Annotated in this window: 30 protein-coding genes; 25 read left to right on the top strand and 5 right to left on the bottom strand. The window is 34.7% G+C overall.

Going from position 1 to position 23,511, the window contains the following annotated elements; translation table 11 throughout:
• Positions 1–3 precede the first annotated feature (3 nt).
• The 5 genes from ctaF (at position 4) to H7K77_RS09600 (ending at position 3,643) form a co-directional block, all read left to right on the top strand.
• Positions 4–327: a cytochrome c oxidase subunit IVB gene (gene ctaF / locus H7K77_RS09620; protein ID WP_186577584.1), complete on the top strand. Its 324-nt coding sequence runs from the start codon at positions 4–6 to the stop codon at positions 325–327.
• Between the two features lie 155 nt (positions 328–482).
• Positions 483–1,382 carry a cytochrome c oxidase assembly factor CtaG gene (ctaG, locus tag H7K77_RS09615; protein WP_186577583.1) on the top strand — a complete coding sequence of 300 codons (900 nt, stop codon included), beginning with the start codon at positions 483–485 and terminating at the stop codon, positions 1,380–1,382.
• A 36-nt stretch (positions 1,383–1,418) separates the two neighbouring features.
• On the top strand, positions 1,419–1,874 hold the full coding sequence (locus tag H7K77_RS09610) for a DUF420 domain-containing protein (protein WP_186577582.1): 456 nt from the start codon (positions 1,419–1,421) through the stop codon (positions 1,872–1,874).
• Positions 1,875–1,983: 109 nt separating this feature from the next.
• Positions 1,984–2,481: a GNAT family N-acetyltransferase gene (locus H7K77_RS09605; RefSeq protein WP_186577581.1), complete on the top strand. Its 498-nt coding sequence runs from the start codon at positions 1,984–1,986 to the stop codon at positions 2,479–2,481.
• Positions 2,468–3,643, top strand: coding sequence for a GNAT family N-acetyltransferase (locus H7K77_RS09600; protein ID WP_186577580.1), 1,176 nt, complete (start codon positions 2,468–2,470; stop codon positions 3,641–3,643). Before H7K77_RS09605 ends, H7K77_RS09600 begins: the two co-directional genes overlap by 14 nt.
• A 147-nt stretch (positions 3,644–3,790) precedes the next feature.
• On the opposite strand, the gene ytvI is transcribed toward H7K77_RS09600, so the two are convergent.
• On the bottom strand, positions 3,791–4,849 hold the full coding sequence (gene ytvI / locus H7K77_RS09595; protein WP_186577579.1) for a sporulation integral membrane protein YtvI: 1,059 nt from the start codon (positions 4,847–4,849) through the stop codon (positions 3,791–3,793).
• 290 nt (positions 4,850–5,139) lie between these two features.
• Positions 5,140–5,505 carry a YugN family protein gene (locus tag H7K77_RS09590; protein WP_186577578.1) on the bottom strand — a complete coding sequence of 122 codons (366 nt, stop codon included), beginning with the start codon at positions 5,503–5,505 and terminating at the stop codon, positions 5,140–5,142.
• 369 nt (positions 5,506–5,874) lie between these two features.
• On the opposite strand from H7K77_RS09590, the gene H7K77_RS09585 reads away from it, so the two are divergent.
• The 6 genes from H7K77_RS09585 (at position 5,875) to H7K77_RS09560 (ending at position 9,355) form a co-directional block, all read left to right on the top strand.
• A complete protein-coding gene (locus H7K77_RS09585) occupies positions 5,875–6,303 on the top strand; it encodes a CBS domain-containing protein (protein WP_186577577.1) in 429 nt (142 codons plus the stop codon).
• Between the two features lie 150 nt (positions 6,304–6,453).
• Positions 6,454–7,521, top strand: a complete 1,068-nt coding sequence (locus H7K77_RS09580) for a CAP domain-containing protein (protein ID WP_186577701.1) — start codon at positions 6,454–6,456, stop codon at positions 7,519–7,521.
• A gap of 139 nt (positions 7,522–7,660) precedes the next feature.
• Positions 7,661–8,104: a YlbD family protein gene (gene ylbD, locus H7K77_RS09575; RefSeq protein WP_186577576.1), complete on the top strand. Its 444-nt coding sequence runs from the start codon at positions 7,661–7,663 to the stop codon at positions 8,102–8,104.
• A gap of 17 nt (positions 8,105–8,121) precedes the next feature.
• The gene (locus tag H7K77_RS09570) at positions 8,122–8,355 is read left to right on the top strand and encodes a YlbE-like family protein (protein WP_186577575.1); all 234 of its coding nucleotides are present in this window, start codon (positions 8,122–8,124) and stop codon (positions 8,353–8,355) included.
• Between the two features lie 61 nt (positions 8,356–8,416).
• Positions 8,417–8,857: a YlbF family regulator gene (locus H7K77_RS09565; protein WP_186577574.1), complete on the top strand. Its 441-nt coding sequence runs from the start codon at positions 8,417–8,419 to the stop codon at positions 8,855–8,857.
• 222 nt (positions 8,858–9,079) lie between these two features.
• A complete protein-coding gene (locus H7K77_RS09560; RefSeq protein ID WP_186577573.1) occupies positions 9,080–9,355 on the top strand; it encodes a YlbG family protein in 276 nt (91 codons plus the stop codon).
• Between the two features lie 71 nt (positions 9,356–9,426).
• On the opposite strand, the gene H7K77_RS09555 is transcribed toward H7K77_RS09560, so the two are convergent.
• Positions 9,427–9,807, bottom strand: a complete 381-nt coding sequence (locus tag H7K77_RS09555; RefSeq protein ID WP_186577572.1) for a DUF7147 family protein — start codon at positions 9,805–9,807, stop codon at positions 9,427–9,429.
• A gap of 123 nt (positions 9,808–9,930) precedes the next feature.
• On the opposite strand from H7K77_RS09555, the gene sda reads away from it, so the two are divergent.
• From sda to coaD, 3 genes are all read left to right on the top strand, one after another.
• Positions 9,931–10,182, top strand: coding sequence for a sporulation histidine kinase inhibitor Sda (gene sda / locus H7K77_RS21830; RefSeq protein ID WP_407926425.1), 252 nt, complete (start codon positions 9,931–9,933; stop codon positions 10,180–10,182).
• A 323-nt stretch (positions 10,183–10,505) separates the two neighbouring features.
• The gene (rsmD, locus tag H7K77_RS09545) at positions 10,506–11,138 is read left to right on the top strand and encodes a 16S rRNA (guanine(966)-N(2))-methyltransferase RsmD (protein ID WP_328701085.1); all 633 of its coding nucleotides are present in this window, start codon (positions 10,506–10,508) and stop codon (positions 11,136–11,138) included.
• On the top strand, positions 11,131–11,628 hold the full coding sequence (gene coaD / locus H7K77_RS09540; RefSeq protein ID WP_186577571.1) for a pantetheine-phosphate adenylyltransferase: 498 nt from the start codon (positions 11,131–11,133) through the stop codon (positions 11,626–11,628). The genes rsmD and coaD overlap by 8 nt, the downstream gene beginning before the upstream one ends.
• 25 nt (positions 11,629–11,653) lie before the next feature.
• Here the strand turns inward: coaD and ylbJ are convergent, their stop codons facing one another.
• Entirely contained in the window at positions 11,654–12,871 is a 1,218-nt protein-coding gene (gene ylbJ, locus H7K77_RS09535) for a sporulation integral membrane protein YlbJ (protein WP_235988885.1), read from the bottom strand.
• A gap of 122 nt (positions 12,872–12,993) precedes the next feature.
• On the opposite strand from ylbJ, the gene H7K77_RS09530 reads away from it, so the two are divergent.
• Complete coding sequence (locus H7K77_RS09530; RefSeq protein WP_186577569.1) at positions 12,994–13,830, top strand: patatin-like phospholipase family protein; 837 nt, start codon at positions 12,994–12,996, stop codon at positions 13,828–13,830.
• A complete protein-coding gene (locus H7K77_RS09525) occupies positions 13,827–14,852 on the top strand; it encodes a SepM family pheromone-processing serine protease (protein WP_186577568.1) in 1,026 nt (341 codons plus the stop codon). Before H7K77_RS09530 ends, H7K77_RS09525 begins: the two co-directional genes overlap by 4 nt.
• Before the next feature lie 78 nt (positions 14,853–14,930).
• Here H7K77_RS09525 and H7K77_RS09520 read toward each other — a convergent pair whose 3' ends face one another.
• Complete coding sequence (locus tag H7K77_RS09520; protein ID WP_186577567.1) at positions 14,931–16,139, bottom strand: nucleotidyltransferase; 1,209 nt, start codon at positions 16,137–16,139, stop codon at positions 14,931–14,933.
• A 576-nt stretch (positions 16,140–16,715) separates the two neighbouring features.
• On the opposite strand from H7K77_RS09520, the gene H7K77_RS09515 reads away from it, so the two are divergent.
• From H7K77_RS09515 to ftsL, 9 genes are all read left to right on the top strand, one after another.
• On the top strand, positions 16,716–17,246 hold the full coding sequence (locus H7K77_RS09515; protein WP_186577566.1) for a YceD family protein: 531 nt from the start codon (positions 16,716–16,718) through the stop codon (positions 17,244–17,246).
• Positions 17,247–17,327: 81 nt separating this feature from the next.
• Positions 17,328–17,501, top strand: coding sequence for a 50S ribosomal protein L32 (gene rpmF / locus H7K77_RS09510; RefSeq protein WP_186577565.1), 174 nt, complete (start codon positions 17,328–17,330; stop codon positions 17,499–17,501).
• A gap of 194 nt (positions 17,502–17,695) precedes the next feature.
• The gene (locus tag H7K77_RS09505) at positions 17,696–18,169 is read left to right on the top strand and encodes an RsfA family transcriptional regulator (RefSeq protein ID WP_186577564.1); all 474 of its coding nucleotides are present in this window, start codon (positions 17,696–17,698) and stop codon (positions 18,167–18,169) included.
• A gap of 276 nt (positions 18,170–18,445) precedes the next feature.
• The gene (locus H7K77_RS09500) at positions 18,446–19,333 is read left to right on the top strand and encodes a 2-dehydropantoate 2-reductase (RefSeq protein ID WP_186577563.1); all 888 of its coding nucleotides are present in this window, start codon (positions 18,446–18,448) and stop codon (positions 19,331–19,333) included.
• The gene (locus tag H7K77_RS09495) at positions 19,326–19,709 is read left to right on the top strand and encodes a DUF3397 domain-containing protein (RefSeq protein ID WP_186577562.1); all 384 of its coding nucleotides are present in this window, start codon (positions 19,326–19,328) and stop codon (positions 19,707–19,709) included. Before H7K77_RS09500 ends, H7K77_RS09495 begins: the two co-directional genes overlap by 8 nt.
• A gap of 115 nt (positions 19,710–19,824) precedes the next feature.
• Complete coding sequence (gene bshC / locus H7K77_RS09490) at positions 19,825–21,450, top strand: bacillithiol biosynthesis cysteine-adding enzyme BshC (protein ID WP_186577561.1); 1,626 nt, start codon at positions 19,825–19,827, stop codon at positions 21,448–21,450.
• Positions 21,451–21,675: 225 nt separating this feature from the next.
• Positions 21,676–22,107, top strand: a complete 432-nt coding sequence (gene mraZ / locus H7K77_RS09485; RefSeq protein ID WP_186577560.1) for a division/cell wall cluster transcriptional repressor MraZ — start codon at positions 21,676–21,678, stop codon at positions 22,105–22,107.
• A gap of 25 nt (positions 22,108–22,132) precedes the next feature.
• On the top strand, positions 22,133–23,110 hold the full coding sequence (rsmH, locus tag H7K77_RS09480; protein WP_186577559.1) for a 16S rRNA (cytosine(1402)-N(4))-methyltransferase RsmH: 978 nt from the start codon (positions 22,133–22,135) through the stop codon (positions 23,108–23,110).
• Complete coding sequence (gene ftsL / locus H7K77_RS09475) at positions 23,110–23,502, top strand: cell division protein FtsL (protein WP_186577558.1); 393 nt, start codon at positions 23,110–23,112, stop codon at positions 23,500–23,502. Before rsmH ends, ftsL begins: the two co-directional genes overlap by 1 nt.
• Positions 23,503–23,511 lie beyond the last annotated feature (9 nt).

Below are 23,511 nucleotides of genomic sequence, written 5' to 3'. Positions count from 1 at the left end.
GCGATGGCTGAAAACACCAATTCCTCAAATTCTCATTTAGATTATCATAAGCAAAAAAAGAAAGATGAGATGAAGCAACAAGTTATTACCTTTGCTTTAATGATCATTTTTACTATTATTGCTTTTGGTATGGTGACTTCGGGGTTAGATAAACTATTCGTTGTTCCAATATTGTTACTTCTTGCAGTAGTCCAAGTTGGATTTCAACTGTACTACTTTATGCACATGAGTCATAAAGGTCATGAATTACCATCGTTAATGATGTATGGTGGTGCAGCAGTTGCATTCTTAACTGTATTAACCATGGTAGTATTAGTTTGGTGGTAATGAAAAGAGGTCGGGGTTTCTCTCCGGCCTCTTTTTATAATTAAATATTTAGTAAGTAAAATAATTATGCAGAGAATTAACTTCAAACTAGGAATTTCGTTCATAATTGAGTTATAATATACACTAGAGTCAAAGAAAGTTATGGAGTGAATACTATGTGGTTAGAGTTACAAATTTTTGGTTTTCGTGCATTATGGAGCCCGTTTTTTCTACTGTTTACAATTGGACTAGCAATAGCTTATTATTTAGTAACCTTTTTGTTTAGACATAAGTTTACAAATGATCCTGAACCGACTGGAAATCAGGTTTTGTTTTTTTACTCAGGGGTAGCGTTACTTTATATAGTAAAGGGATCACCAATAGATCTGTTATCCCATATTATGTTTACTTCTCATATGGTACAAATGGCACTTTATTATCTGGTATTTCCTATATTTATAATTAAAGGTATTCCTAATTGGATATGGAGACTTATATATAATTTACCCATATTAAAGTATCTTTTAAATGTTCTAACAAAGCCAATCGTTGCTTTATTATTATTCAATGGACTGTTCTCGATGTATCATATTCCGGTCATATTTGATTTTGCTAAAGCAAATATTGTTGCACATGCTATTATATCAAGTGTTATATTAATTACGGCTTTTTTCGTATGGTGGCCAATCTTTACTCCTTTAAAAGAAAAGGACAAGCTATCCCCTTTGTTAAAAATAGGGTATATATTTGCTAATGGTGTCCTAATTACACCTGCTTGTGGGTTAATTATATTCTCTAGTGATGTGCTTTACCATACATACAGTGCATCAGGTGGATGGGTGCAAGCACTTGCATTATGTGTGCCAGGTTCCGTTTTAAATGGAATTTCATTGAGTGGACCAGAGATGTTTTCTCCATTACCAATAATTGAAGATCAACAATTAGGTGGTATTATGATGAAAATATCTCAAGAGATAATCTATGGAATAATACTAGCTAGAATTTTCTTTCCATGGTTTAATAAGGAAAGTGGAAAAATTGATCCATTACCGTCTACTAATACTACAGAGACTTAAATTTTATTAGATGATTTGAATGAGGAGAATAGATTTATGCCAATTTTACCTACGATTAGTACATTTTTCATTGTGTTGAGTGCTGTCTTAGTAGCGATCGGTTGGGTACTGGTTGCTCGAAAAAAATATAAAGCACATAAAAAAGTAATGATAAGTGGTGCATTGAGTGCCTTAGCATTTTTTATTATTTACTTGTCAAGAACAGTATTTGTTGGGAACACAAGTTTTGGTGGTCCCGAAGACTTAAAGATTTATTATACCATTTTCTTGATTTTTCACATTATTTTGGCCACTGTAGGAGCTATATTTGGGGTTGTTACACTTGTTTTAGCATTTAAAAGAAAGATTAATAAGCACCGTAAAATCGGCCCAATAACTAGTGTGATTTGGTTTTTCACGGCAATTACTGGAGTAGCTGTTTATCTACTACTTTATATTTTCTTTGATGGCGGAGAAACTACTAGTATGATAAAAGCAATATTAGGCACTTAAAAAAGACTATCATGTGTGATAGTCTTTTTTTACATAAGTAAAAAATTTACAAAAAGAGCTCACTGAATTCCAATATTTACCTTGACGTTGAAAAGGAGGAACGTATCTGATGGTTTTAATAGGTAAACATATTTTACTTCACCCTTTAAGTAAAGAAGATGTTCTATCTCTAATATACGAAGGTGAACTTCCTAAAAGTAAATATAAACATGCGTATCGGCCATCTGATGCAGTTAAAGCTTTTTTACCAGTGTACCTAGAAACGTTAGAGAACGATCCTTGTCAATTAGGCTACGGACCATGGGTAATGGAAGAAAAACAAAATACTGCATTAGTTGGTGAACTACTTATCACTAAACTCGATCAGAGCTGCATACAGATAGGATACGAAGTGAGTGAAAAGTATCGTAATAGAGGAATTGCACAAGAAGCTGTCGCTTTAATTGAAAAGTGGTGCGCAACTAAACAAATAGGAAAGATAAATGCAACTTGTGAACAAGGTAATAAAGCATCACATAGAGTACTTCTTAACAATATGTTCTTTGTAGTTTCACAGGAAGATAATTTTCTGCAATTTGAAAAGGAGATTAAACATGAATGGTATTAATAAAGTTAATAAAAATGAATATGAAAAAGTAATTGAGTTAAGTGAATATGCTTTTCAATATACGGTTACACCAGAACAGATAAGAAAAAGATGTAAGGAAATGGAAGAAAGTCATATCATCTATGGTTCTTATGTAAATGGTGAGTTAGCAGCCAAACTGCACTTATTGCCTATGACACTAGGTTTAGGTGGTATAAAAATGCCATTTGGTGGTATTGCAGGTGTTTCTACATGGCCTGAGTATCGTAGAAAAGGTCATGTTGCCAACTTGATGAATCATACTCTTTATGAGATGAAAATACAAGGGTTATCTATTTCCATGTTACATCCATTCTCTATTGATTTTTATCGTCGCTTCGGCTGGGAGCTGACTCATTATAATTATCACTATACCTTTTCACCCTCAGACCTGAAAAATACAAAGGGAAAAGGGTATAGCAAAAGGGGAACAAAGGACACGGACTTACCATTATTAAAATCTATTTATCATAAGAATTCTTCGCAATATAATCTATTTTTGGATCGTGAAGATTGGTGGTGGCTTAACAAGGTAATAGCTGATGAAGACAGCATCGTAATATATTACGATGAAAATGGAGATGCACAAGGATATCTTATCGCATCATTAAGTGAGAGCAGATTGACAGTAAAGGAGATTATCTTTCTAACTGGTGATGCTTGTTATGGGTTACTAGAATGGTTAAAAAATCATGATTCCATGATAAAAGAGATAGAAATGAAAATACTTCCAAATGATCAACTCTCTTTTTATTTTCATAATCCTAGAATAAATATAAAAAAATCTGCTTATTTTATGACAAGAATTGTGGATTTTTCAACATTTATAAGAAAGTATCCATTTTTCAATAGTGAAGACCCCATATCTATTGTTATGGAAATCAAAGATGAGCTCGCACCATGGAACGAAGGGATGTGGGAAATTGAGATATCCAATAATAAGGTAACTGAGGTGAATAGGGTTTCATCAACAAACTCTCAGTTGAAAATAACTACTGATATACTAAGCTTGTCTGCATTACTTTTTAATAGTGAACCAATTGAACATCTAATCAAATTCAACAAGCTAAAGGTTGAAGGGGATTTTATTGTTTGGGAAAATTTAATAATGCCTAATAAACCAGCATTGTTAGACTTCTTCTAAACAGTGGCTATGTGAATTACTAACTGGCATAGCAAGAGGAGGGCTTCTTTAATTGTTATCTGTCTCGTTTGAAAAGTTCAGGTTTAGCTTATATAGGCGCATAAATGTAAAAAAAGGTTTAGTTAAAAACTAAACCTTTTTCTATTATTAAATTTTAAAGTTCCATTTAATAATTCCTGCTTCTTTAGCTGAGTTAAATGCAATTACCACTAAAGGACCCACAATAAATCCTAGTATTCCTATTAATTGAAGACCTAAGTACATGGCAATCAAGGTAGCTAATGGTGATAAGCCAATATGTTTGCCCATTACTTTTGGTTCAACCGTTCTCCTAATTGCTAACAGGATGACAGCCAATATCGCTAACTCTGTTCCAGTTCTAACATCTCCGGTAATAAACATATACAAGGACCATGGACCAAGAATGACGATAGATCCTATGATTGGGATAAAGTCGATTATCCAGATGATAAAGGACATTATCACAGCATATTCTGGTGCAATGATAAGCAAACCGATAAGTGAGACTATAAAAATGATAATACTCACGAGAAACTGTGCTTTTAAAAATCCTAACACGACATATGCTAAACGAGCATTCATAAACCGAACTTTTTCAGCCGTTTCAACTGTTAAATGTTGATATGTCTTAGTTTTTAATAAAGGTAGTTCTAACATGAACATAAATAGGGCAATCAAATAAACAAGGAAACTAACCAAATATTGCGGAACCTTTGATACAGCTTCAGTTATCCTATTGAAATTTAACTTATCATTTAATCCTTCAACTAAAGAGTTAATACTCTCATTGTATCCAGCTTTGACTTTATCAATGAATTCCTTAGGTAAATCCTCCGAGACATTGGCTAAGTCAGATTCCCATTCCAATACTTGTTCATTCATTTGAACAATATAAGTCGGTGCATTTTGTGAAAAGTTAACCACATGTGTTACAGCGCGTGTAACGAAGTAGGTACCAATTATACTAATAATTACTAAAAAAGCCAGGAATATAATTGTAACGGCAATTTTCCTACTAAACTTGAATCTAAATTGTAACCATCGTATGGATGGGTTTAAGAATAAAGCTGTAAAAAAGGCTAATAATAGTGGTAAAGAAACAGGTAAAATAAAATAACCTGCGATGATTAATGTTATTGCTACTAGTATAAGAATCCATTGTCTCTTTGAAATATATCGGAACAATTTAGTTTTGAAACTCCTTCCTTGTCAACAAGCTTTTAACAGTAAACCATTCTCTTTATACATGTTATTGTTAGATAAAGACAGGGTAACGTAATTATCCCTGAGATATGTATTAAGATAGTAATGACTTTATAAAAAATATAGCATGAAGAGATAGTTTTGAATAGTAGAAACCTTTAAAATATAGGTATATTTTACATGATGGACCAATTTTTAGGTATTCATTCACCGTTTAGTTTGGAAACAAGAGAAAAAGCGAAACGACTTCGTTCAGTCGCCTCGCCTTTGTACTATTTTTTATAATTCTCTAATTGTTCTTTAACTTGTACTAATAAGTTGTTTGCTCGATCGATTAATGCTTGACTAAACCCTTCTTGTTCTCCATATTCAATACCATGTGGATAGTAATGTTTGCCGAGAAGAGGTGTCATTAATTTGATAACTGCATCTTTTCGATCCACATCACCTTCTACTGCATAACCTTGTACTCTTATGTAATACGTAATGTTTTTTTCAGCAGAGCCAACTTTGTAATCGTATGTTACTCGTTCATAATCCCATTGACCTGCACGGACGAAATTTACGTTTCCCATTAAATGGTCTAACGGTTTTAGATCTACAATAACCCCTTCAATACCAGTACCTTCAATTTTCATTCTTCCACCTCACAAAAAGTATGTAACTATACTTATAATAGTATGAATTTTAATAAGTTGCAATGGTTACGAGGACTCTCACTGTTAACTTTCCTATGAATATAACTATTGTCATAATATCTATACTCAGTAGTAATAACTACTTCTTCGGATTAGCGCTAAACTTGCTTAGGCAGAATACTGCTGCGCAGCTTTTGTACTCGACTAATTAAAGGGTAAAAGATTCAAAGTGTACTGCAGATTTTGTCTCAATTATGTAATAAAACAAAAATTTCATATTAAAATCAAGCTACTTTTTAATAATTCCATGCAAGGATATGCAGTTTCAGGACATAATAGGACTGAACTGAAATGAGGGAGGATAAAATTATGAAATCTGTTAAAGAAATAATGTCAACTGAACTAACGTATTGTACTGCAGACGATAGTATAATGGAAGCTGCTATTAAAATGAAAGAGAAAAATGTTGGAATAATTCCTATTTGTGGAAGTAATCGAGAGCTATTAGGGATGGTAACTGATAGAGATATGGTTGTCCGTGGCTACGCTAAAGAGCTCTCAGGTTCCAGTAAAGTAAATGAAGTGATGAGTGATAAATTAGTTTCTGTCGCTCCAGAGGCATCTGTCCAAGAAGCGAGCACAATAATGGCAGAACATCAAATACGCCGCCTTCCCATTGTTGATCGTGGAGAATTAGTTGGGATTTTAGCGCTTGGGGATTTGGCCTTGGAAAATCAATCTAATCGTGCTGCAGGGCGTGCGCTTGAAGAGATCTCTGAACGTCCGGAACTACATTAAAACTAATTAGAAATATCCTTTTTTATAAAAGGATATTTCTTTTTTTATTTCAACAAAGAAAATTTCATATATAACTTTTTGAATTATCTTCATAATATGATTTGCTCCTTACTATAATAATGATAGAAGAGTATAAAGGGGACGTAAATGATGAAGGTAATAAAAAGTCTTATTCTATTGATTTTAATAGGCTTGGGTACATATTTTGTTATAGATAAATCTTTAGAAAATGCTGTGATTCAGACAATGGGTCATAAGCCGACCAAGGAAGTAAAAGAAACAACGGTAGAAACAAAATCACTACCTGAACAAATACATGCTATAACCGGTTTTGAAGGGGATTTGTATGAATGGATGGACAAGGACACTAATCAATTAAAAAAAGAGCTTGGAGACCCTGTGAGGAAGGATTTAAGCTCTTATGGCTATACATGGTGGGTTTATACAAATGGAATAAATCAACATATACAATTTGGTATTCAAGACGGGGTTATTGTAACCATATTTGCAACTGGCGATAATCTTTCAACGGAACCAATAGCAATAGGGCAATCCTATGAGGAAATAGATAAAATGTTAGATTTTCGAAGAGAAGTATCTTTTTCAAATTTTCGATTTACTCTATCTGATGCAGAATTAAATACAAGACCGCTAAGTCAAATAGATGAAAACAAATTTGTTGAGTTCTATTTTGATAGTTTCTCTAAGCGGCTATCATCGATTAGAATATTATCAAAAGATGTACTATTAATGCAGAGGCCTTATGAAGTCTATTATCACGGATCACTACCAGAAGCTCCGTTACTAACAGATCAGGAGTGGGACAAAGTGGAGAGTGGTATGGAAAAACAAATTTTTGATATTACTAATGTCATTCGAAATCGGTTCGATCGTAGTCAATTAGTTTGGGATGATTCCGTAGCATCTGTCGCTTTTGGTCACAGTAAAGACATGGCTGTACAAAATTACTTTTCCCATTATACGCCAGAAGGTGAAGGGTTAAAAGAACGATTAGAAGAGGGTGATGTAATTTACTTTGCTGCGGGTGAGAACATAGCAGCACAGTACACAGATGGTCCAGCCGCTGTGGAGGGTTGGTTAAATAGTGAAGGACATCGTGATGCACTCCTAAAAGACGATTATACGCACCTTGGAGTAGGTGTTTATAAATATTACTATACACAAAACTTTTTAACGAAATCTAAATTTACGGAATAGCAAAAAAGTCTGAACTTAAGTTCAGACTTTTTTATTTTTGAAAAGTGCAAGTGAGATAAATATTTATATGGTGTAACAATGCCCAGATTCTCACATAAAATATAAAAGGAAAACATTAAGAAGATCGAGGTGAGAATCAATGTCTAAAAAAGAGGAAGAGGAATTATCTCCGTCAATAAAGGAGTTTAAGCAATTTGTGAAGCAACACCCTGGACTAATAAAAAATGTTCGTAGGGGTAAAGGGGACTGGCAGAGTTACTTTGAAAAATATGTACTGCTTGGGGAAGATGATCCTTCGTGGGAGAAATATAAATCTGCGGATTTTGAAGACAATGATCTTAATGCCAAAACCAAAGAAAAGTCGAGTACCAAAAACAAAAAAAGTAAAGATAAACAAGAGTTTATGAACCAATTTATGAAATATATAGAAAATGTTGACTTTAATAAAGTCGAAGGGCATATTAATCAAATAAATGGTGCTCTTTCCAACATCCAAACTTTAGTTGGTCAATTTAAGGATGTCAAAAACAAAACAACGAATAATTCTAATTCAGGGCGGCCACCATTTATGAACAATGATTAAAAAAGGGGGAATGGGCTATGCAACCAAGTGTGTACCAATTTCTTCAAACACGTCCAGAATTATTGAGATTTATACGTCTTAATCCTATGTGGTACCGTCATCTAACACGAAATCCGAACCGTTTAGATGAACTTGAAAAAGAAGCTAAATATTTCTATGGTCAGACTGTTCCGCAAAAAATAGAGAGAGTTTCCAATCAAATACAGATGGTTTCTATGTTGATCCAAATGGCAGGAACGATGAAAGATTAATTTCGTTCCTCTTTTAATTACGTTCATTTACTGTTATGATAACAAGGTGGAGGTGACCACTTTGCTAGCAACAATCGAAATTGTTGAACTATTAGATAAATCAGAACATATTGGTCAGATTGTGTTGCAGTCTGATGTCATGCAAGAATACAATAATGCGAAAAGAATATTAGAAGAAGATAAAGAGGCACAACAACTTATATCTACTTTCACCAAGATGAAAGATCAATATGAAGAAGTACAGAGATTCGGAAGATATCACCCGGATTATAGTACGATTATGAAAGATATGAGAGCAACTAAGCGAGAAATGGATATGAATGATAAAGTTGCTTCTTTCAAAATTGCAGAGCGTAATCTTCAAGATCTACTTGATGAGGTAAGCCAAATTGTCGCTTTCAGTGTTAGTGAACAAGTGAAAGTTCCTAAAGACAACGCACTTCTAAAAGATGGTGGTTGTGGCTGTGGATCTGGCGGTGGATGTGGGTGTAAAGCTTCCTAACTTCTTCTTAATCTTAAAAATCCGCCCTTTAAGGGCGGATTTTTTTATGGGTTATAACTAGAAAACGATATACTTGAACCTGACATGTACATAAAGGATAGGGGAGTACACTTCAATGCTCCTTCATTTATGACAGGGTGAAATGTCTGATATCGTAAGACGTTGCTCAATAGAAAATATTCTGATAAACTAGAAAAAAGAAATGATGAGTGAGGAATTAATATGCGAACTAAGCGTCAAGGACTTATTGTCTGGTTTCAACATATGAAAAATATAAAGCAAATTAAACGATATGGTCATTTAATTTACGTTTCCCGCGAACTCAAATATGCTATTCTTTACGTTCATCAAGAAGAGATAGAAGATAAACAGGAAAAGCTAGATAGGCTTCCTTTCGTCTCTAAAGTAGACTTATCCTATAAGCCTTTTATTCGAACTGATTATGAAAACGCAAAAGTGGATAAAGCTAAGGAATATGACTATAAAATGGGAATATAACAGAAAAAATAAAGCAGCTAGCAAATTAGCGTGCTTTATTTTTTTAGAATTTACTATATTGATCAAGTTGCCTAAAAGACTTTTGTTGTTAATCGGTTAATTTGAAAAATTCCTAACAAATAATTGTAGTATAAGTAGCGATCATGGAAGGAATCTGAAGTTTTAACTGATATGTATTTAATTTGTTGATTATGTTTGGCCGCCATTTCCTGAAATAATTCTAACCGTTTATTAGCACTACTTTTCCGTATTCCTTCTAAGCAGACATAAATTGGTTGAAAGTTTCCTATTTTTGTTGGTTTCATAACTATCGCTAGTGTATAAAGTACTCCGTCCTTGTGAGTAGCTTCAAGAACAACAAAGTGTTCTACTCTTTCCGACATGTATTCTATGAGTTCAAACAACTCATAGATATCTGTATATCCTTCACCTAATTCAATAAATCTTTGCATTAGACTTAACTCCTTTTTTGTTTAGATTCCATAGATATAAGATATCATATTACACCTATAATAGTTCCTTATAACTATTTTTCTTAGATTAAAACTGATTTTTTTATTATTTAAGAAGGATACTTGAGATATTATGTCGAATTATTAAATGTAATCGCTTTAATGTGGTTAAAAAGACTTACTTGCACTAAATATCAACAATTAGGGGTGGTTTATGTGCGCTATTCTGATCTTTCCGACAATCTCTTAATAGAATCGTACCAGAAGGCCGTTGAATTGGATCTTGATATTTCATTTATTGCACTATTAGAAAATGAGTTGTTAGTACGATATATTTTACATTATAAACAGAGTAAATTAGAAATAAAAAGCTAAGAAAAAACAAATTAAGTGCAGCATTCAAAGAGGAAAGTTGACTAGCTTGAGCGGAGAAGATATAGAGAGCTCTAAGGTTTTACATCATTTCTTAGAAAAAAAGCCTGCAGATTAACTAATCTGCAGGCCCCTTTTGCTTTCTAATTTATATAGAAAACAAAAAGGCAAAGGGAGAGGAGAAACCGGAGGAAGAACTTATGGGGAAACGTAAGTCTTCTCCGTGTTCGGAAGCAACTAATAGGATTGTTAGCTGCTTCAGGAGTTATTATTGACTACATATAAAAAAATATACTTAAAAATAATGGTTTTTTGATTATTTCCAGATCGAGCTGTTTTATGATAGGATAAAGTGCGAAACGAAAACGTTTGAAGAAGGTGTAAAATCAGTGCGAGTTATATCGGGAAAATTTAAAGGTCATCCACTTAAATCTGTATCTAATCGACAAACTAGGCCTACTACAGACAAGGTTAAGGAGGCGCTCTTTCAAATGATTGGTCCTTACTTTGATGGAGGTAGTTGTTTCGATTTGTTTGCTGGGAGTGGTGGATTAGGCATAGAGGCAATGAGCAGAGGGATAGAAAAGGCTATTTTCGTCGATAAACAACCAAAAGCAATTCAAACTATATACGAAAACCTAAAACTTTTACAGCTTCAAGATAGTACAGAAGTATATAAAACAGATGCATTCCGAGCGATTAAAGCTGCTGCAAAACGTGAACTGTCTTTTGATATAATTTTCCTCGATCCACCATACTTAAAGGTATCTTATGAAAGTTTGTTAGAGTACATTGATACATATAAACTGCTTAAAAAAGATGGGACAATAGTTTGTGAACACGAGGCTAAGCAAAAGCTACCTAATGAATATAGTGGATTTTCAGTAGTAAGATCAGAAGTATACGGAAGTACAACTGCCTTAACCATATATAAGAGGGGAAGTGTTGAGCATGACTAGACTTGCTATATGTCCAGGTAGCTTTGATCCCGTTACCTATGGTCATTTAGATATCATTAGAAGAGGTGCTACAGTATTTGATGAAGTGATTGTAGCAGTATTTAATAACCAATCAAAAGCTCCTCTATTTTCAGTTGAGGAAAGGGTTCATTTATTGGAAGTAGCAACGGAAGATTTGGAAAACGTAAAAGTTGATGCTTGCAGTGGTTTGTTAATGGATTACGCTAAAGAACAAGGTGCACAAGCTATACTTAGGGGATTAAGAGCCGTATCAGACTTTGAGTATGAGATGCAAATTACATCAATGAACCGAAAGTTGAATGAAGATATTGAGACTTTTTTTATGATGACCAATAATCAGTTTTCGTTCTTAAGTTCAAGTATGGTAAAAGAAGTAGCAAAATATAACGCAAATGTTTCTGATTTAGTGCCGGAAGCGGTGGAAAAGGCCTTAGCGACGAAATTTAGATATAGTTTAGAAAAAAGCTGATGGATATCCATCAGCTTTTTTCTAATTAAAGCTGGTACTTACTTTTATTATTTCTTAGTGTAACAATGATGATGGTCAAGGCAATTGCAGCTAACGTAATAAGTGGTCCCCAATAGTTTAATTGCTCTAATATTGTAAACCAAGGGTCGCTTTGTACAGGTGAATATACCGAAACGTCATGTGGTAAAGCCTCTTGTTTATCTAGATATAAAGGTTTGTATAAAAGGATTGCTAAACTACTTGCAAATAAGCCATGCAGTATTCTAGCGAAAAAATATGGTGCAAATCTTATATCAGTATCAGCAATAATACTTGCAACCTGTGCTTGTACAGAAAAACCATTAAAAGCTAGAATAAAGGACAATACTACAGCCTGAGGTAAGATGGATGAAACATCGGATTGAGATATTAGGCTTCCGCCAAGGGTTATCTCAAATAGTCCTGAAAACATTGGTAATGAAAGTTCAGATGGTATCCCAATCAACTGTAAAATAATAGAGAACCCACTAGCAAATATACCAGCAATTCCGATAATATATATTAGTTTGGTGAATACGGAAAACATGATGATAAACCCACCGATCATCAATAATGTTTGAACAGAGTTGACAACCGCATCGCCTAGTATCTTCCCAAAGGGTCTATTCTCCTTTAGTCGAGTTCTGTGTAATTCTTGTAAAGCTTTATAAATAGATAATTTACGCTTTTGCTTAGAATGTTTACCGCGATTTTCTCTGCCATAAAACCGCATGCAAATGCCAACTAAGGCATTTCCTACATAGTGACAAACGGCTAACAGGATTCCTAATGTTTCATCGTGAAAAAAACCTACAGAAATTGCCCCAACAATAAACAGAGGGTTAGACGCATTTGTAAAGGATACTAACCTCTCAGCTTCTATCTTGGTAATCTGTTTTTCCTGACGAAGACGAGTAGTTAGTTTTGCCCCAGAAGGGTAACCGCTTGCCATTCCCATTGCCCAGACAAAGCCCCCAGCACCAGGAACATTAAATAGCGGCCGCATAATGGGTTCAAATAAAACCCCTATAAAACGAACAACACCAAAACCGATTAATAGCTCAGCTGTTATAAAGAAAGGCAATAAGGATGGAAAAACAGTTCCCCACCACATATCCAATCCTCTCTCACTAGCACTTAACACTTCACCAGGATAGGTTATTAATGCCACAGCAATAAAGATTACGATTCCGGCCAAACTAATTGATTTTAATTTTGATTTCAAACTGAGTCCTCCTAGCGCTTTGCTCACATTTCTGTACTTATTATTTTGATAATAGTAGAATAGGCATAATCCCATTAGTACGAGCAATCCTCTACCAATATACGCTCATAGATATAACTTTTATGCCATATTATGATAAAAACAAGATTTCCTTAAGGAGCGTATTTAAGTTGACAGAACCAAAAATAGGATTAGCATTAGGTGCAGGGGGAGCACGTGGATTTTCTCATTTAGGTGTTATCAAAGTATTAAATGAACACAAAATACCTATTGATTTAATTGCGGGAAGTAGTATGGGAGCTTTTATTGGGTCATTATATGGAGCAGGTCAAGATGTGGATCAATTATATAAACTGGCTCTTAGCTTTAGGAGAAAATTCTTTTTGGATTTTACAGTGCCCAGGATGGGATTTATACAAGGTAACCGTATTAAAGAATATATTCGCTTGTTTACTTTTAATAAACGGTTGGAACAATTTGATATTCCAACAGGTGTGGTTGCAACTAATTTGTATTCAGGTAAGAAAAAAGTTTTTTCTAAGGGAATTGCTTCTGATGCTGTCAGAGCTAGTATATCTATACCAGGAATTTTTGTACCAGAAAGAATTGGTAAACATTTGTATATTGACGGTGGGGTTATTGACAGGGTACCAGTGTCTGTTGCAAAAGAAATGGGGGCTGATATAGTCATAGCAGTTGATTGTTCTCATTTCACACCTAACAATCAAGTGCAATCTATCTATGATGTAATGATGCAGAGTATTGATATCATGCAGGACGAATTAGTAAGTCATATAGGAATCGATGCAGATATAATGCTTAAGCCGAGGGTATCTTCTTATAGTTCTCGTGCTTTTACGAATATAAAGGAAATTATCGAACATGGAGAAATAGAAGCCAGAAATAAGATAGAAGACATTATACATAGCATCCAGAAGTGGAAGGAGAAGAAGACATGAAAATAGATCGACGTAGACTGATTATTACAGGGGTTATATTTGTATTCGTAGCATTTCTATCCCTATATAGATTACCTTTTTATATTTACCAACCAGGAGGAGCAGATGCTTTGAATCCTGTTGTAAGTGTAAACAGTGGTTATAAAAGTGAAGGGGATATGCACTTGGTGACGGTTAGTGGTAGCCAGGCAACGCCTATCAGTTATCTTCTAGGAAAAATCAGATCCCATTATGATGTGTTACCAATCGAAGAGGTATTTCCTGAAGGAATGGATAAAGACGCATACTTTGAAGCACAGCTTCAAATGATGGAAAGTTCTCAACAGGCCTCCACGGTGGTTGCTTATACAGCAGCTGACAAGCAAATTGACATTGATTATAAGGGAGTATATGTAGTTTCTGTTATAGAAGGGATGCCTGCTGAAGGGATTCTAAAGTCTGGTGATAAAATTACAAAAGTTAACGATAAAGACATAGAACAGACAGATGATCTAATAGATTATGTTTCGTCACAAGATGCTGGGGAAACAATTTCCATAACGGTTGATCGTGAGGGAGAAATACTGACAAAGGAAATTCAATTAGAAGCTTTTCCTAATATGGAAAACAAAGTTGGGGTTGGGATTCAATTAGTAACAGAGCGTGAAGTTGAAGTGGAACCCAAAGTTGAATTTGCTAGTGGCAATATAGGTGGTCCTAGTGCAGGCTTGATGTTTTCTTTGGAAATATATGATCAATTAACAAAAGAAGATATAACAAAAGGGTACCAAATAGCCGGTACCGGTGAAATTAGTTATGCAGGAGAAGTGGGGAGAATAGGTGGGATCGACAAAAAAGTAATTGCTGCTGATGAGGAAGGCTGCGATATCTTTTTTGCACCAAATGAAGGTGGAAGAGACGGTTCTAATTATCAGATAGCTAGGGAAACAGCAGAAGAAATAGGTACTGATATGAAAGTAATTCCGGTAGATACATTTCAAGATGCCTTAAATTATTTACAGCAATTAGAAGCAAAATCTTAATATTAAAAAGGGCTATGTATTGATTTAAAAAAACCAATGACTAATTTAGTCTTTGGTTTTTTCATTTTCTAAAAATACCTACCGTCCCATATAGGGTGCTTTAATTTCCTGAGACCGTAACTTAATCCGTTGTTGAGGAGCTAATACACTATAATAGGCGTCTGCCGCTCGTTCGTCCATTTCCAATAAGCTAGAATCCTTTCCTAGGCTAGTTACAATTGGTACATGAATATGTTTTTTTATCCTGTTTAAATATTCCTGTCCACGTCTGGACATTCCTAGTAATCTTATGTGGGATATGGAATGGGATTCCGTTATATGTTGAATCGTTTCTTTTTTTGAATTTACTAAAATATGTGTCATCACTCTTTGGATCCTTGTCCACGTGTATCGTTTGGTTTTAATTGCCTCGACCCAGGATTGGAAACTGGTTGCTTTGGTCGCTGTTTTCTTCAACCTATTCTCCAGCCCTTCACCTATACCATGAATACTAGATAGTTCCTTAGCAGTCATTGTCATTACTCTATATTGAATCAACGGGAAGTATGTTTCCCATTGATGCCATATACCAGCTTCTCTTCGATAATGAGCTAGTGTCTGAATTGTTTCATTCGGCATTGTCTGATTTAGCATCGGGAGGTCATTATCTGAAAATAATGCTTCACGAATACTAGTTGCACTAGCAATAGGATCGCGAATGGATTTGTCATGATAATTATTTTTGTAACGTTTGATTGTGTATGGTTTTATTTTTTGATTTGTCTCTACTATACTTTTTACATAACTGAACCCTAGAATATTGTTGGGTTTGCTTAGATCTATCTGTCCTTCGGTAAGCCCAATTTTTTTATAGGCTTCTGTGCTTGCTTGAGGAAAAGAAAGGCCATTAGATAATGCGTCTTTTAAAGCTTCTTTATATGTTTCTTGTTCTGACAGATATGTATGAACAGCTTTAGTAAAGTTGTCAGTTTCCCCGTGCTCGCTTCCAAAACAGATTGCCTCAACCCCCATTGCTCCTAATGTTAGGATCGCTCCTTTGGCAAAGAGATCGCTATGTTGAACGGCATATGCAAATGGTAATTCTACAACGATGTCAACCCCTTGCTGTATTGCTATTCTTGCACGGTGAAATTTATCTATAATTGCAGGTTCTCCACGTTGAAGGAAATTTCCACTCATAACAGCAATCATACAGTCAGACTCAGATTTGATTTTTGATTTTTCTAAGTGGAACTGATGACCATTATGAAATGGATTATATTCTACGATTAATCCGCAAGCCCTCACAATTTACACCCCAAATCTAAAATAATTAATATATAATGATGCTCTCTTCTTCACTAATTTTTTATTATGTAATAATTTCTATAGACTCTGCATTAAGTAATTCTCTATGAACCTATAATGGGTGCGATCACTCGCTTCGGCAGAATACTCCGCTTTTCGTGGGCACGTCCCCAGCCTCCTCATCAGCAAAGAACGCTTCTTCCGGGGTCTTCGGACGCGAGCCCGCGGAAAGCGTAGTATATTTCCGGAACGGTTGTCTAACATTCACTTAAAAAATATAGAATTCAGTTACTGCAGATTTTATCTCAACGATGCATAAAAAACAAAAAAGTACACGTAAAGATCTAATTGTTAAATATAATAGTAACATACTTACTTAGTTGGGTTATAATTGGACTAAAGATGATCCATACTATTGAAAGTTATCTCTAGAATTGTTTATCATTAGGAAAGGTATTCTTTTAATAGACCTGTCAGTGGTAACTATCCAGATTTATTGACCGTCTGTAAAGAAAAAATATTGACAAAACGTCAATTTCCTTTTAAAATAACCTTTGTTGCCTTGAGGTGGTAGAAATGAAATTTTCTCTTCAAAAATTAAAATCGATGGGTTCAGAAGCCTTTTATTTTGAAGATCATGTAGATATTTCTGAAATAGTAGAAATGAACAATGATATCAGAAAGATTGACCCCGTTCTTGTCAAAGGTCATGCGACCATGCAAGGAAATCAGATTACAGTTAATTTCTTTGTGGAAGGAACAATGGTGTTACCTTGTGCAAGAACTTTAGTCGATGTTCCGTATCCCTTTCACGTTGATGCTATCGAAGTATTTTCTGCTTCTCCCTACTATAAGGAAGAGGATGACTCAGAAATACATCCAGTAGATAGAGAAATGCTTGACTTAACACCTTATATCAAGGAAAATGTTTTATTGGAAGTTCCTTTTCGTGTGTTTTCTGATGATAAGGAAGTTCAAGCAAATGCATTGACAGAAGGAGAAGGTTGGGAGCTTTCGTCTGATAAAAAGACAGAGAAAAAGATTGATCCGCGCCTTCAAAAATTGCAATCATTACTAGATAATAACGATGAAAATGAAAATCGTTGATAAAGTGAACAAAATAGCTTTCACTTGCTTTTGCAAGTAGAATGGATGAATTTTGTTTCTTGTATGAAGGAGGTGTAAGACATGGCAGTACCTAAGCAAAGAACTTCAAAAAAGGTTAAAAATCAACGTCGTACTCATAAAAAGTTACACGTACCTGGTATGGTAGAATGTTCAAACTGTGGTGAATACACTAAGCCACACCATGTTTGCAAATCTTGTGGACATTACGATGGTAAACAAGTTGTTGAACAATAATTACTATGCTTTTTCTAGTTACAATAGAGTAGCATAAAAAAACAAGTCTGACTCCAGGCTTGTTTTTTTGTGCTCTAACGTTGTTTCACTCTTGTTTCCCTTTAATAAAATATAAAAAAATAGAAAAGAATTATTCTATCACTCCTACTTTTTGCATACATTGATAGCAAACGAATGTTTAGAGGAGGGGTGTAATGAATAATACAAGACAAGATGCATGGAGTCAGGATGAAGATGTGTTACTAGCAGAAACTGTATTACGCTATATTAGAGAAGGAAAAACGCAATTAGAAGCATTCAAAGAAGTAGGGAAAAAGCTATCACGAACACCAGCGGCGTGTGGTTTTAGATGGAATGCTTCGATTCGTAAACAATATCAGCAAGCTATAAATATCGCGAAGAAAGATAGAAAACAACAATCGGATTCATTAAATACATTTCTTTCTTTAGATTCTGAGCAAGAAGATGGCACGCTAGATGCTGTGATTTCTTTGTTAGAAAAGGTGAAAGTCAGTTACTCAAATGAACAGAAGGCTGATTCTATCCAACAAGAGGTAAAATTATTAACTGAAGAAAATAAACACTTGAAAGAACAGATCCAACGCTACGAAAAAACTTTTGAAGAAATGAAAAAGTTATGGAGTGGTGTTGATAAATCTAAGAAATAATAGACTAAAAGGTAAAAGCAACCCAGTGTAAATAATTAGGGTTGTTTTTACCTTTTTAATTGTCATTAGCTAGGAGCAGTCTGGAGGTTAATCCGTTATTTCACTTAAATAACCTAAACATAATAATAAATTAGGTAATTATTACCACATAAACTTAGAATTGAAATCTAACATTTAAGGTTTTATTTATTAGTATTCTTGTACTTATACGTTTTTTAATGGTAATATCTCATTGGGACAACTATGACTTTTAGGCTATGTTAGAGGTGGATGAAATTGAAGATAGGAATTATTGGTGGTGGCTCAATAGGTTTATTAACGGCCAGTTTGTTAGTAAAGCAGGGCTGTGCTGTAACCATCTATGTTAGAAGGGAAGAGCAAAAGGCTAGAATAAACCAAAATGGGATTCTTTTACTTCCTGATGATACATACTTTATCAATGCAAAACTAACTAGTGAATTGAATAATGAAGATATTTTTATAATTACAACGAAACAATACCAACTTACTGGTTTGTTGTCAACTTTGAAAAAAACAAAGGCGCCTCTTTTATTCATGCAAAATGGGATGGGCCATATTGATGATATTAAATCTATTGAATTTAACCAAACTATTTTGGTCGCAACATGTGAGCATGGAGCGATGAAAATAGATGATAAAACTGTTAAACACACTGGCAAAGGAAAGCTGAATCTTTCCCTCTTTCAAGGTAACGCTTCTCTGTATAATGATGTAGCAAAATTGCTTGCTGGTGAAGATTTTCCAATTAATTTAGCTCCTGATTGGTATGAAATACTTGCGAAGAAACTAATTGTAAATGTAGTCATTAATCCTTTAACAAGTATTTTTCGTGTGAAAAATGGTTCGTTAACGGAAAATCCACATATAGAAGCAATTGCTAAACAGACATGCATGGAAGCTTCATCTGTGTTAGGGCTAGATCCAGAGGAAGAGTGGGCCAATGTACGAAGAGTGATAAGACTAACAAAAAACAATGAATCTTCCATGTATTTGGACACGAAAAGAAATAGAGAAACGGAAATAGAAGCTATATCTGGTTATTTACTTAATCATGCAAACGGGGAAGTTCCCTTCATTCAGTTTGCCTATCATGCTATTAAGTCAATAGAACGATTAGAAAGGCGTGATCTGGTAGATGATTGATTTAATTGCTTATACGCTCGGAGTATGTATAACTTTTCCTTTTTTGCTTACATGCATTGTATATATAATCGTAAAAAAGACCGTTCGTAATAAATGGAAGGCAATCCACTTTTCTGTCAACTCTACTACTATTTTTTATATAATATCGGTAGGAGTTATGTTAAACGTATTATTCGGCCAAAATTTTACTGGAATTATTCTTATTATTTTACTGCTTATATTATCTTTGTTCGTTATTATTCAATGGAAAAGTAAAGGGGAAGTAGCCATCCCAATTGTGTGGAAATTGTTTTGGCGGTTTACTTTTTTATTATTTTTTGTTGGGCAATTCTTGATGGTTATTGTGGGGCTAAGTTTAAAAATAATGGCAATTTAAAACAGAATATGTGATTTTATACCTTGCTTTATGTAAAATACGAATTATGATTAATTATTTTCTAAATCGAATAGTAATGGAATTATTTACACTATGACAAAGGAGCAGGTAATCCATGCGGGTCGACCCAATAAAATTAACAAATAAGAGTCGGTTAATTTCTGACTATATAAATCATAAACAAACCATACTAAATAAATTTGATTATCATCCATATGATCCAAATACGTTTCATAGAAGGGTGGAAGATTTAAAAAAGCGTAGCTTTGATAGAAAGTCGTTAGTACGTGTGTTACTAGAACTGAATCTGCAATGGGGTGCTTCTGAGTCGACTTTACATAACATAAATAGATTGCAAGAAGAAGATAGCGTCGTGGTGATAGGTGGGCAACAAGCTGGATTATTGACAGGACCGCTTTATACCATTAATAAAATCATTTCCATTATCCATTTGGCCAGAGAACAAGAATTAAAACTAAATGTACCTGTTATTCCTGTTTTCTGGATTGCTGGAGAAGATCACGATTTTGATGAGATAAACCATATCATGATGCCGCAAGGCTCTAGAATGAAAAAGCATCGGACAACCCACCGTGTACATAAAAAGAATTCCATGTCTGATTGTGAGTTAGACTACAATGAAACTCAAAATTGGATCAATGAGCTTTTTAAGACATTCGCGGAAACAGAACATACAAAATCGATGTACCAAATGATTCAAACCGCTTTAAAAGATTCAAGAACATACGTCGATTTTTTTGCTAAGTTACTATGTGTACTATTTCAAAATACAGGATTAGTTCTAATTGACTCTGGGAATTCATTGGTTAGACGAATGGAGAGTTCGTACTTCATACAATTAATTGAGAGACAAGCTGAAATTAGTAAGGGAGTATTTTCTGCTCTTCAACAAGTAAAACAAGAGGGTTATTCTGTTTCTGTTGATGTTGAAGCAGACGATGCTCACCTATTCTACCATAAAGATGGAGAAAGGGTATTATTGGAAAGATCCAAGGAAGGGAAATGGGTTGGTAAGCAGAACGAATGTATATTTAGTACAGAGGAATTAATCAATATTGCCAGGCATAATCCGGAGTTGTTAAGTAATAATGTTGTCACACGACCTTTAATGCAAGAATTGCTATTTCCGAGCTTAGCGTTTTTGGGTGGGCCAGGCGAGGTGGCATATTGGTCTATTTTAAAACCTGCTTTTCAAGTTATGGAAATGAAAATGCCGCCAGTTATCACACGTTTATCTTTAAGTTTAATCGAACAAGGAATTGATAAAAAAATACACAAGTATGCTTTAAACCCAGAACAGGTAGCTAGCCGTGGAGTGGGTTTGGAAAAAGGAAATTGGCTTTCTTCCCAAACTTCTCCCCCGATTGAGTTGTTGGCGGATCAGGTCAAGGAGTCAATCGCTATTGCACACCAACCTTTAAAAAATCTTGCTGAAAACTTAGGTCCTGATTTGAGCCGGTTGGCTGAAAAGAACTTGTATTATTTATACAAGGATGTATCTTTTTTACAAGAAGCAATGATCAAGCACTTAAAAGAACAATATAAGAAAAGTCTAGAAGAATATGATTCTGTCCATGTACATCTCTTTCCTGAAAGTGGGTTACAGGAGAGGATGTGGAATGTATTTTATTTTCTAAACAATTATGGACCAGGTCTAATTGATGATTTGTTAAGTGTGTCATATGATTACAAACAAGAGCATTATTTAGTTTATTTATAATTCACCACTTTCCCCCACAAATTATTAAAAACGAATAAATGATACGGTTTTAGTATGATTGAGCATTGCTCAATCATACTTTTTTTTGTTTCAATTTATACTTAGTAAGAGCTTTATCCCTAGATAGATCAATGTTTTTAATACATATATGATTTGTTAGGTAAAATAGGTGGTGAAAGGTGGGGGAATGTGGTACTATAGAAAAAGAAAGTGGGGGCGGTCCAGATGTTCATGGGTGAATTTCAACACAATATTGATACTAAAGGTCGCATTATTGTCCCTGCTAAATTCAGAGATGGACTTGGCGAGATGTTTGTGTTGACTAGAGGTTTAGATCGATGTTTGTTTGCCTATCCCATGAATGAATGGCGTCTTCTCGAAGAAAAATTAAAAAAACTCCCTCTAACTAAGAAAGATGCTCGTGCTTTCACACGTTTTTTCTTTTCTGGAGCGGTAGAATGTGAAGTGGATAAACAGGGAAGAATAAACATTCCAGCCCCACTTCGTAAATATGCAGATCTTGAAAAGGAATGTGTAGTAATAGGCGTATCAAACAGGATAGAATTCTGGGCAAATAGTGAGTGGGAAGATTACTTTGAAGAATCTGAAGAATCTTTTGCTGAAATTGCTGAAAATATGATGGACTTTGATATTTAATACCAAGTAATAGAGGTGAAAGGTTTTGTTTGAACATTATAGTGTTTTAAAAAATGAAGCGGTTGAAGGACTGGCTATTAAGCCAAATGGTACATATGTAGATTGTACTCTCGGTGGTGGAGGACATTCGGAAATGATTGCGCAGCAGCTTAGTTCAGAAGGTATGTTGGTTGCTTTTGACCAAGATACACATGCAATTGATGCTGCTAAAAAACGATTAGAGAAGTATAGTGATCGAATTACATACATTCATTCTAATTTTCGTCATCTAAAAGAAAAGTTGGATGAGCAAGGTATTGATAGTGTTGATGGTATATTGTTCGATCTCGGCGTATCTTCTCCACAATTAGATGAAGCAGAAAGAGGTTTCAGTTTCCATCATGATGCTCCACTTGATATGAGGATGGATCAGTCTCAGGGAATTACTGCTTTTGATGTAGTGAATGACTGGCCATATGCAGAACTTGTGAAAATTTTCTTTCGTTATGGTGAAGAAAACTTTTCAAAACAAATAGCGCGGAAAATAGAAGCGGCTAGAGAAATTAGCCCAATTAAAACTACCTTCGAGTTAGTGGAGATAATTAAAGAAGCAATACCGGCCCCTGCAAGAAGAAAAGGTGGGCATCCGGGTAAAAGGGTATTTCAAGCAATAAGAATCGCTGTTAATGATGAATTAAATGCATTCTATGATGTATTACACCAAGCAGCTGAGGTAATAGAAGTTGGTGGGAGAATATCTATTATCACCTTTCATTCCTTAGAGGATAGATTGTGTAAGCAAGCATTTAAAAAGTGGAGTACAACTCCACCAATACCAAAAAATATCCCAATAATACCTGAGGATAGTAAAGCGCCATTTAAACTTATTAATCGTAAACCGATCGTGGCGAATGAAAACGAACTAGAAGAAAATCGACGATCTAGATCAGCAAAACTTCGAATTATAGAGAAGATTAAACCTTGGGATGAAAAATTTATGTATCAGGAAGGATGGAATAAATAATGGGTGCAAGTGAAGCTAAAAATTGGCAACAATCAGCATGGCAAGAAAAACATGTGACTCACACGGGACAAGCTGAACCAAAACGTCAAGTGAAAGTAAAAGTTCATAAAAGATGGGTTACACCAGGAGAAAAATTGATGTATACTGTCTTTAGTGTACTTGCTGTAGTAGCGTTGTTTTTTGCGGTTTCATTTAGCTCATCTGCTGATGCATTAAACCGAGATGTTCAACAACTACAACAACAAGTTCAAGAACAACAATCAGCTAACGAAAATTTGCAGTTTAAGGTGAAGGAACTTAGTAATCCAGATCGTATCCTCCGTATTGCAAAAGAAAATGGATTACAAATTCAAAACACCCAAGTGAAACAAGCTAGCATGATTGCTAACTAAATTCAAAAG

It is taken from the genome of Aquibacillus kalidii, from assembly GCF_014280935.1.
Taxonomy (GTDB): domain Bacteria; phylum Bacillota; class Bacilli; order Bacillales; family Amphibacillaceae; genus Aquibacillus_D; species Aquibacillus_D kalidii.
Note: the sequence above shows the minus strand (reverse complement) of the source record. Positions and strands in the feature narration are given on the sequence as shown.

Bases quoted from the DNA above. Each gene is read 5' to 3' on its own strand.
- ctaF (WP_186577584.1), top strand. From the start codon at position 4: ATGGCTGAAAACACCAATTCCTCAAATTCTCATTTAGATTATCATAAG.
- ctaG (WP_186577583.1), top strand. From the start codon at position 483: ATGTGGTTAGAGTTACAAATTTTTGGTTTTCGTGCATTATGGAGCCCG.
- H7K77_RS09610 (WP_186577582.1), top strand. From the start codon at position 1,419: ATGCCAATTTTACCTACGATTAGTACATTTTTCATTGTGTTGAGTGCT.
- H7K77_RS09605 (WP_186577581.1), top strand. From the start codon at position 1,984: ATGGTTTTAATAGGTAAACATATTTTACTTCACCCTTTAAGTAAAGAA.
- H7K77_RS09600 (WP_186577580.1), top strand. From the start codon at position 2,468: ATGAATGGTATTAATAAAGTTAATAAAAATGAATATGAAAAAGTAATT.
- H7K77_RS09590 (WP_186577578.1), bottom strand. From the start codon at position 5,505: ATGAAAATTGAAGGTACTGGTATTGAAGGGGTTATTGTAGATCTAAAA.
- H7K77_RS09585 (WP_186577577.1), top strand. From the start codon at position 5,875: ATGAAATCTGTTAAAGAAATAATGTCAACTGAACTAACGTATTGTACT.
- H7K77_RS09580 (WP_186577701.1), top strand. From the start codon at position 6,454: ATGAAGGTAATAAAAAGTCTTATTCTATTGATTTTAATAGGCTTGGGT.
- ylbD (WP_186577576.1), top strand. From the start codon at position 7,661: ATGTCTAAAAAAGAGGAAGAGGAATTATCTCCGTCAATAAAGGAGTTT.
- H7K77_RS09570 (WP_186577575.1), top strand. From the start codon at position 8,122: ATGCAACCAAGTGTGTACCAATTTCTTCAAACACGTCCAGAATTATTG.
- H7K77_RS09560 (WP_186577573.1), top strand. From the start codon at position 9,080: ATGCGAACTAAGCGTCAAGGACTTATTGTCTGGTTTCAACATATGAAA.
- H7K77_RS09555 (WP_186577572.1), bottom strand. From the start codon at position 9,807: ATGCAAAGATTTATTGAATTAGGTGAAGGATATACAGATATCTATGAG.
- coaD (WP_186577571.1), top strand. From the start codon at position 11,131: ATGACTAGACTTGCTATATGTCCAGGTAGCTTTGATCCCGTTACCTAT.
- H7K77_RS09530 (WP_186577569.1), top strand. From the start codon at position 12,994: ATGCCATATTATGATAAAAACAAGATTTCCTTAAGGAGCGTATTTAAG.
- H7K77_RS09525 (WP_186577568.1), top strand. From the start codon at position 13,827: ATGAAAATAGATCGACGTAGACTGATTATTACAGGGGTTATATTTGTA.
- H7K77_RS09515 (WP_186577566.1), top strand. From the start codon at position 16,716: ATGAAATTTTCTCTTCAAAAATTAAAATCGATGGGTTCAGAAGCCTTT.
- rpmF (WP_186577565.1), top strand. From the start codon at position 17,328: ATGGCAGTACCTAAGCAAAGAACTTCAAAAAAGGTTAAAAATCAACGT.
- H7K77_RS09505 (WP_186577564.1), top strand. From the start codon at position 17,696: ATGAATAATACAAGACAAGATGCATGGAGTCAGGATGAAGATGTGTTA.
- H7K77_RS09495 (WP_186577562.1), top strand. From the start codon at position 19,326: ATGATTGATTTAATTGCTTATACGCTCGGAGTATGTATAACTTTTCCT.
- bshC (WP_186577561.1), top strand. From the start codon at position 19,825: ATGCGGGTCGACCCAATAAAATTAACAAATAAGAGTCGGTTAATTTCT.
- mraZ (WP_186577560.1), top strand. From the start codon at position 21,676: ATGTTCATGGGTGAATTTCAACACAATATTGATACTAAAGGTCGCATT.
- ftsL (WP_186577558.1), top strand. From the start codon at position 23,110: ATGGGTGCAAGTGAAGCTAAAAATTGGCAACAATCAGCATGGCAAGAA.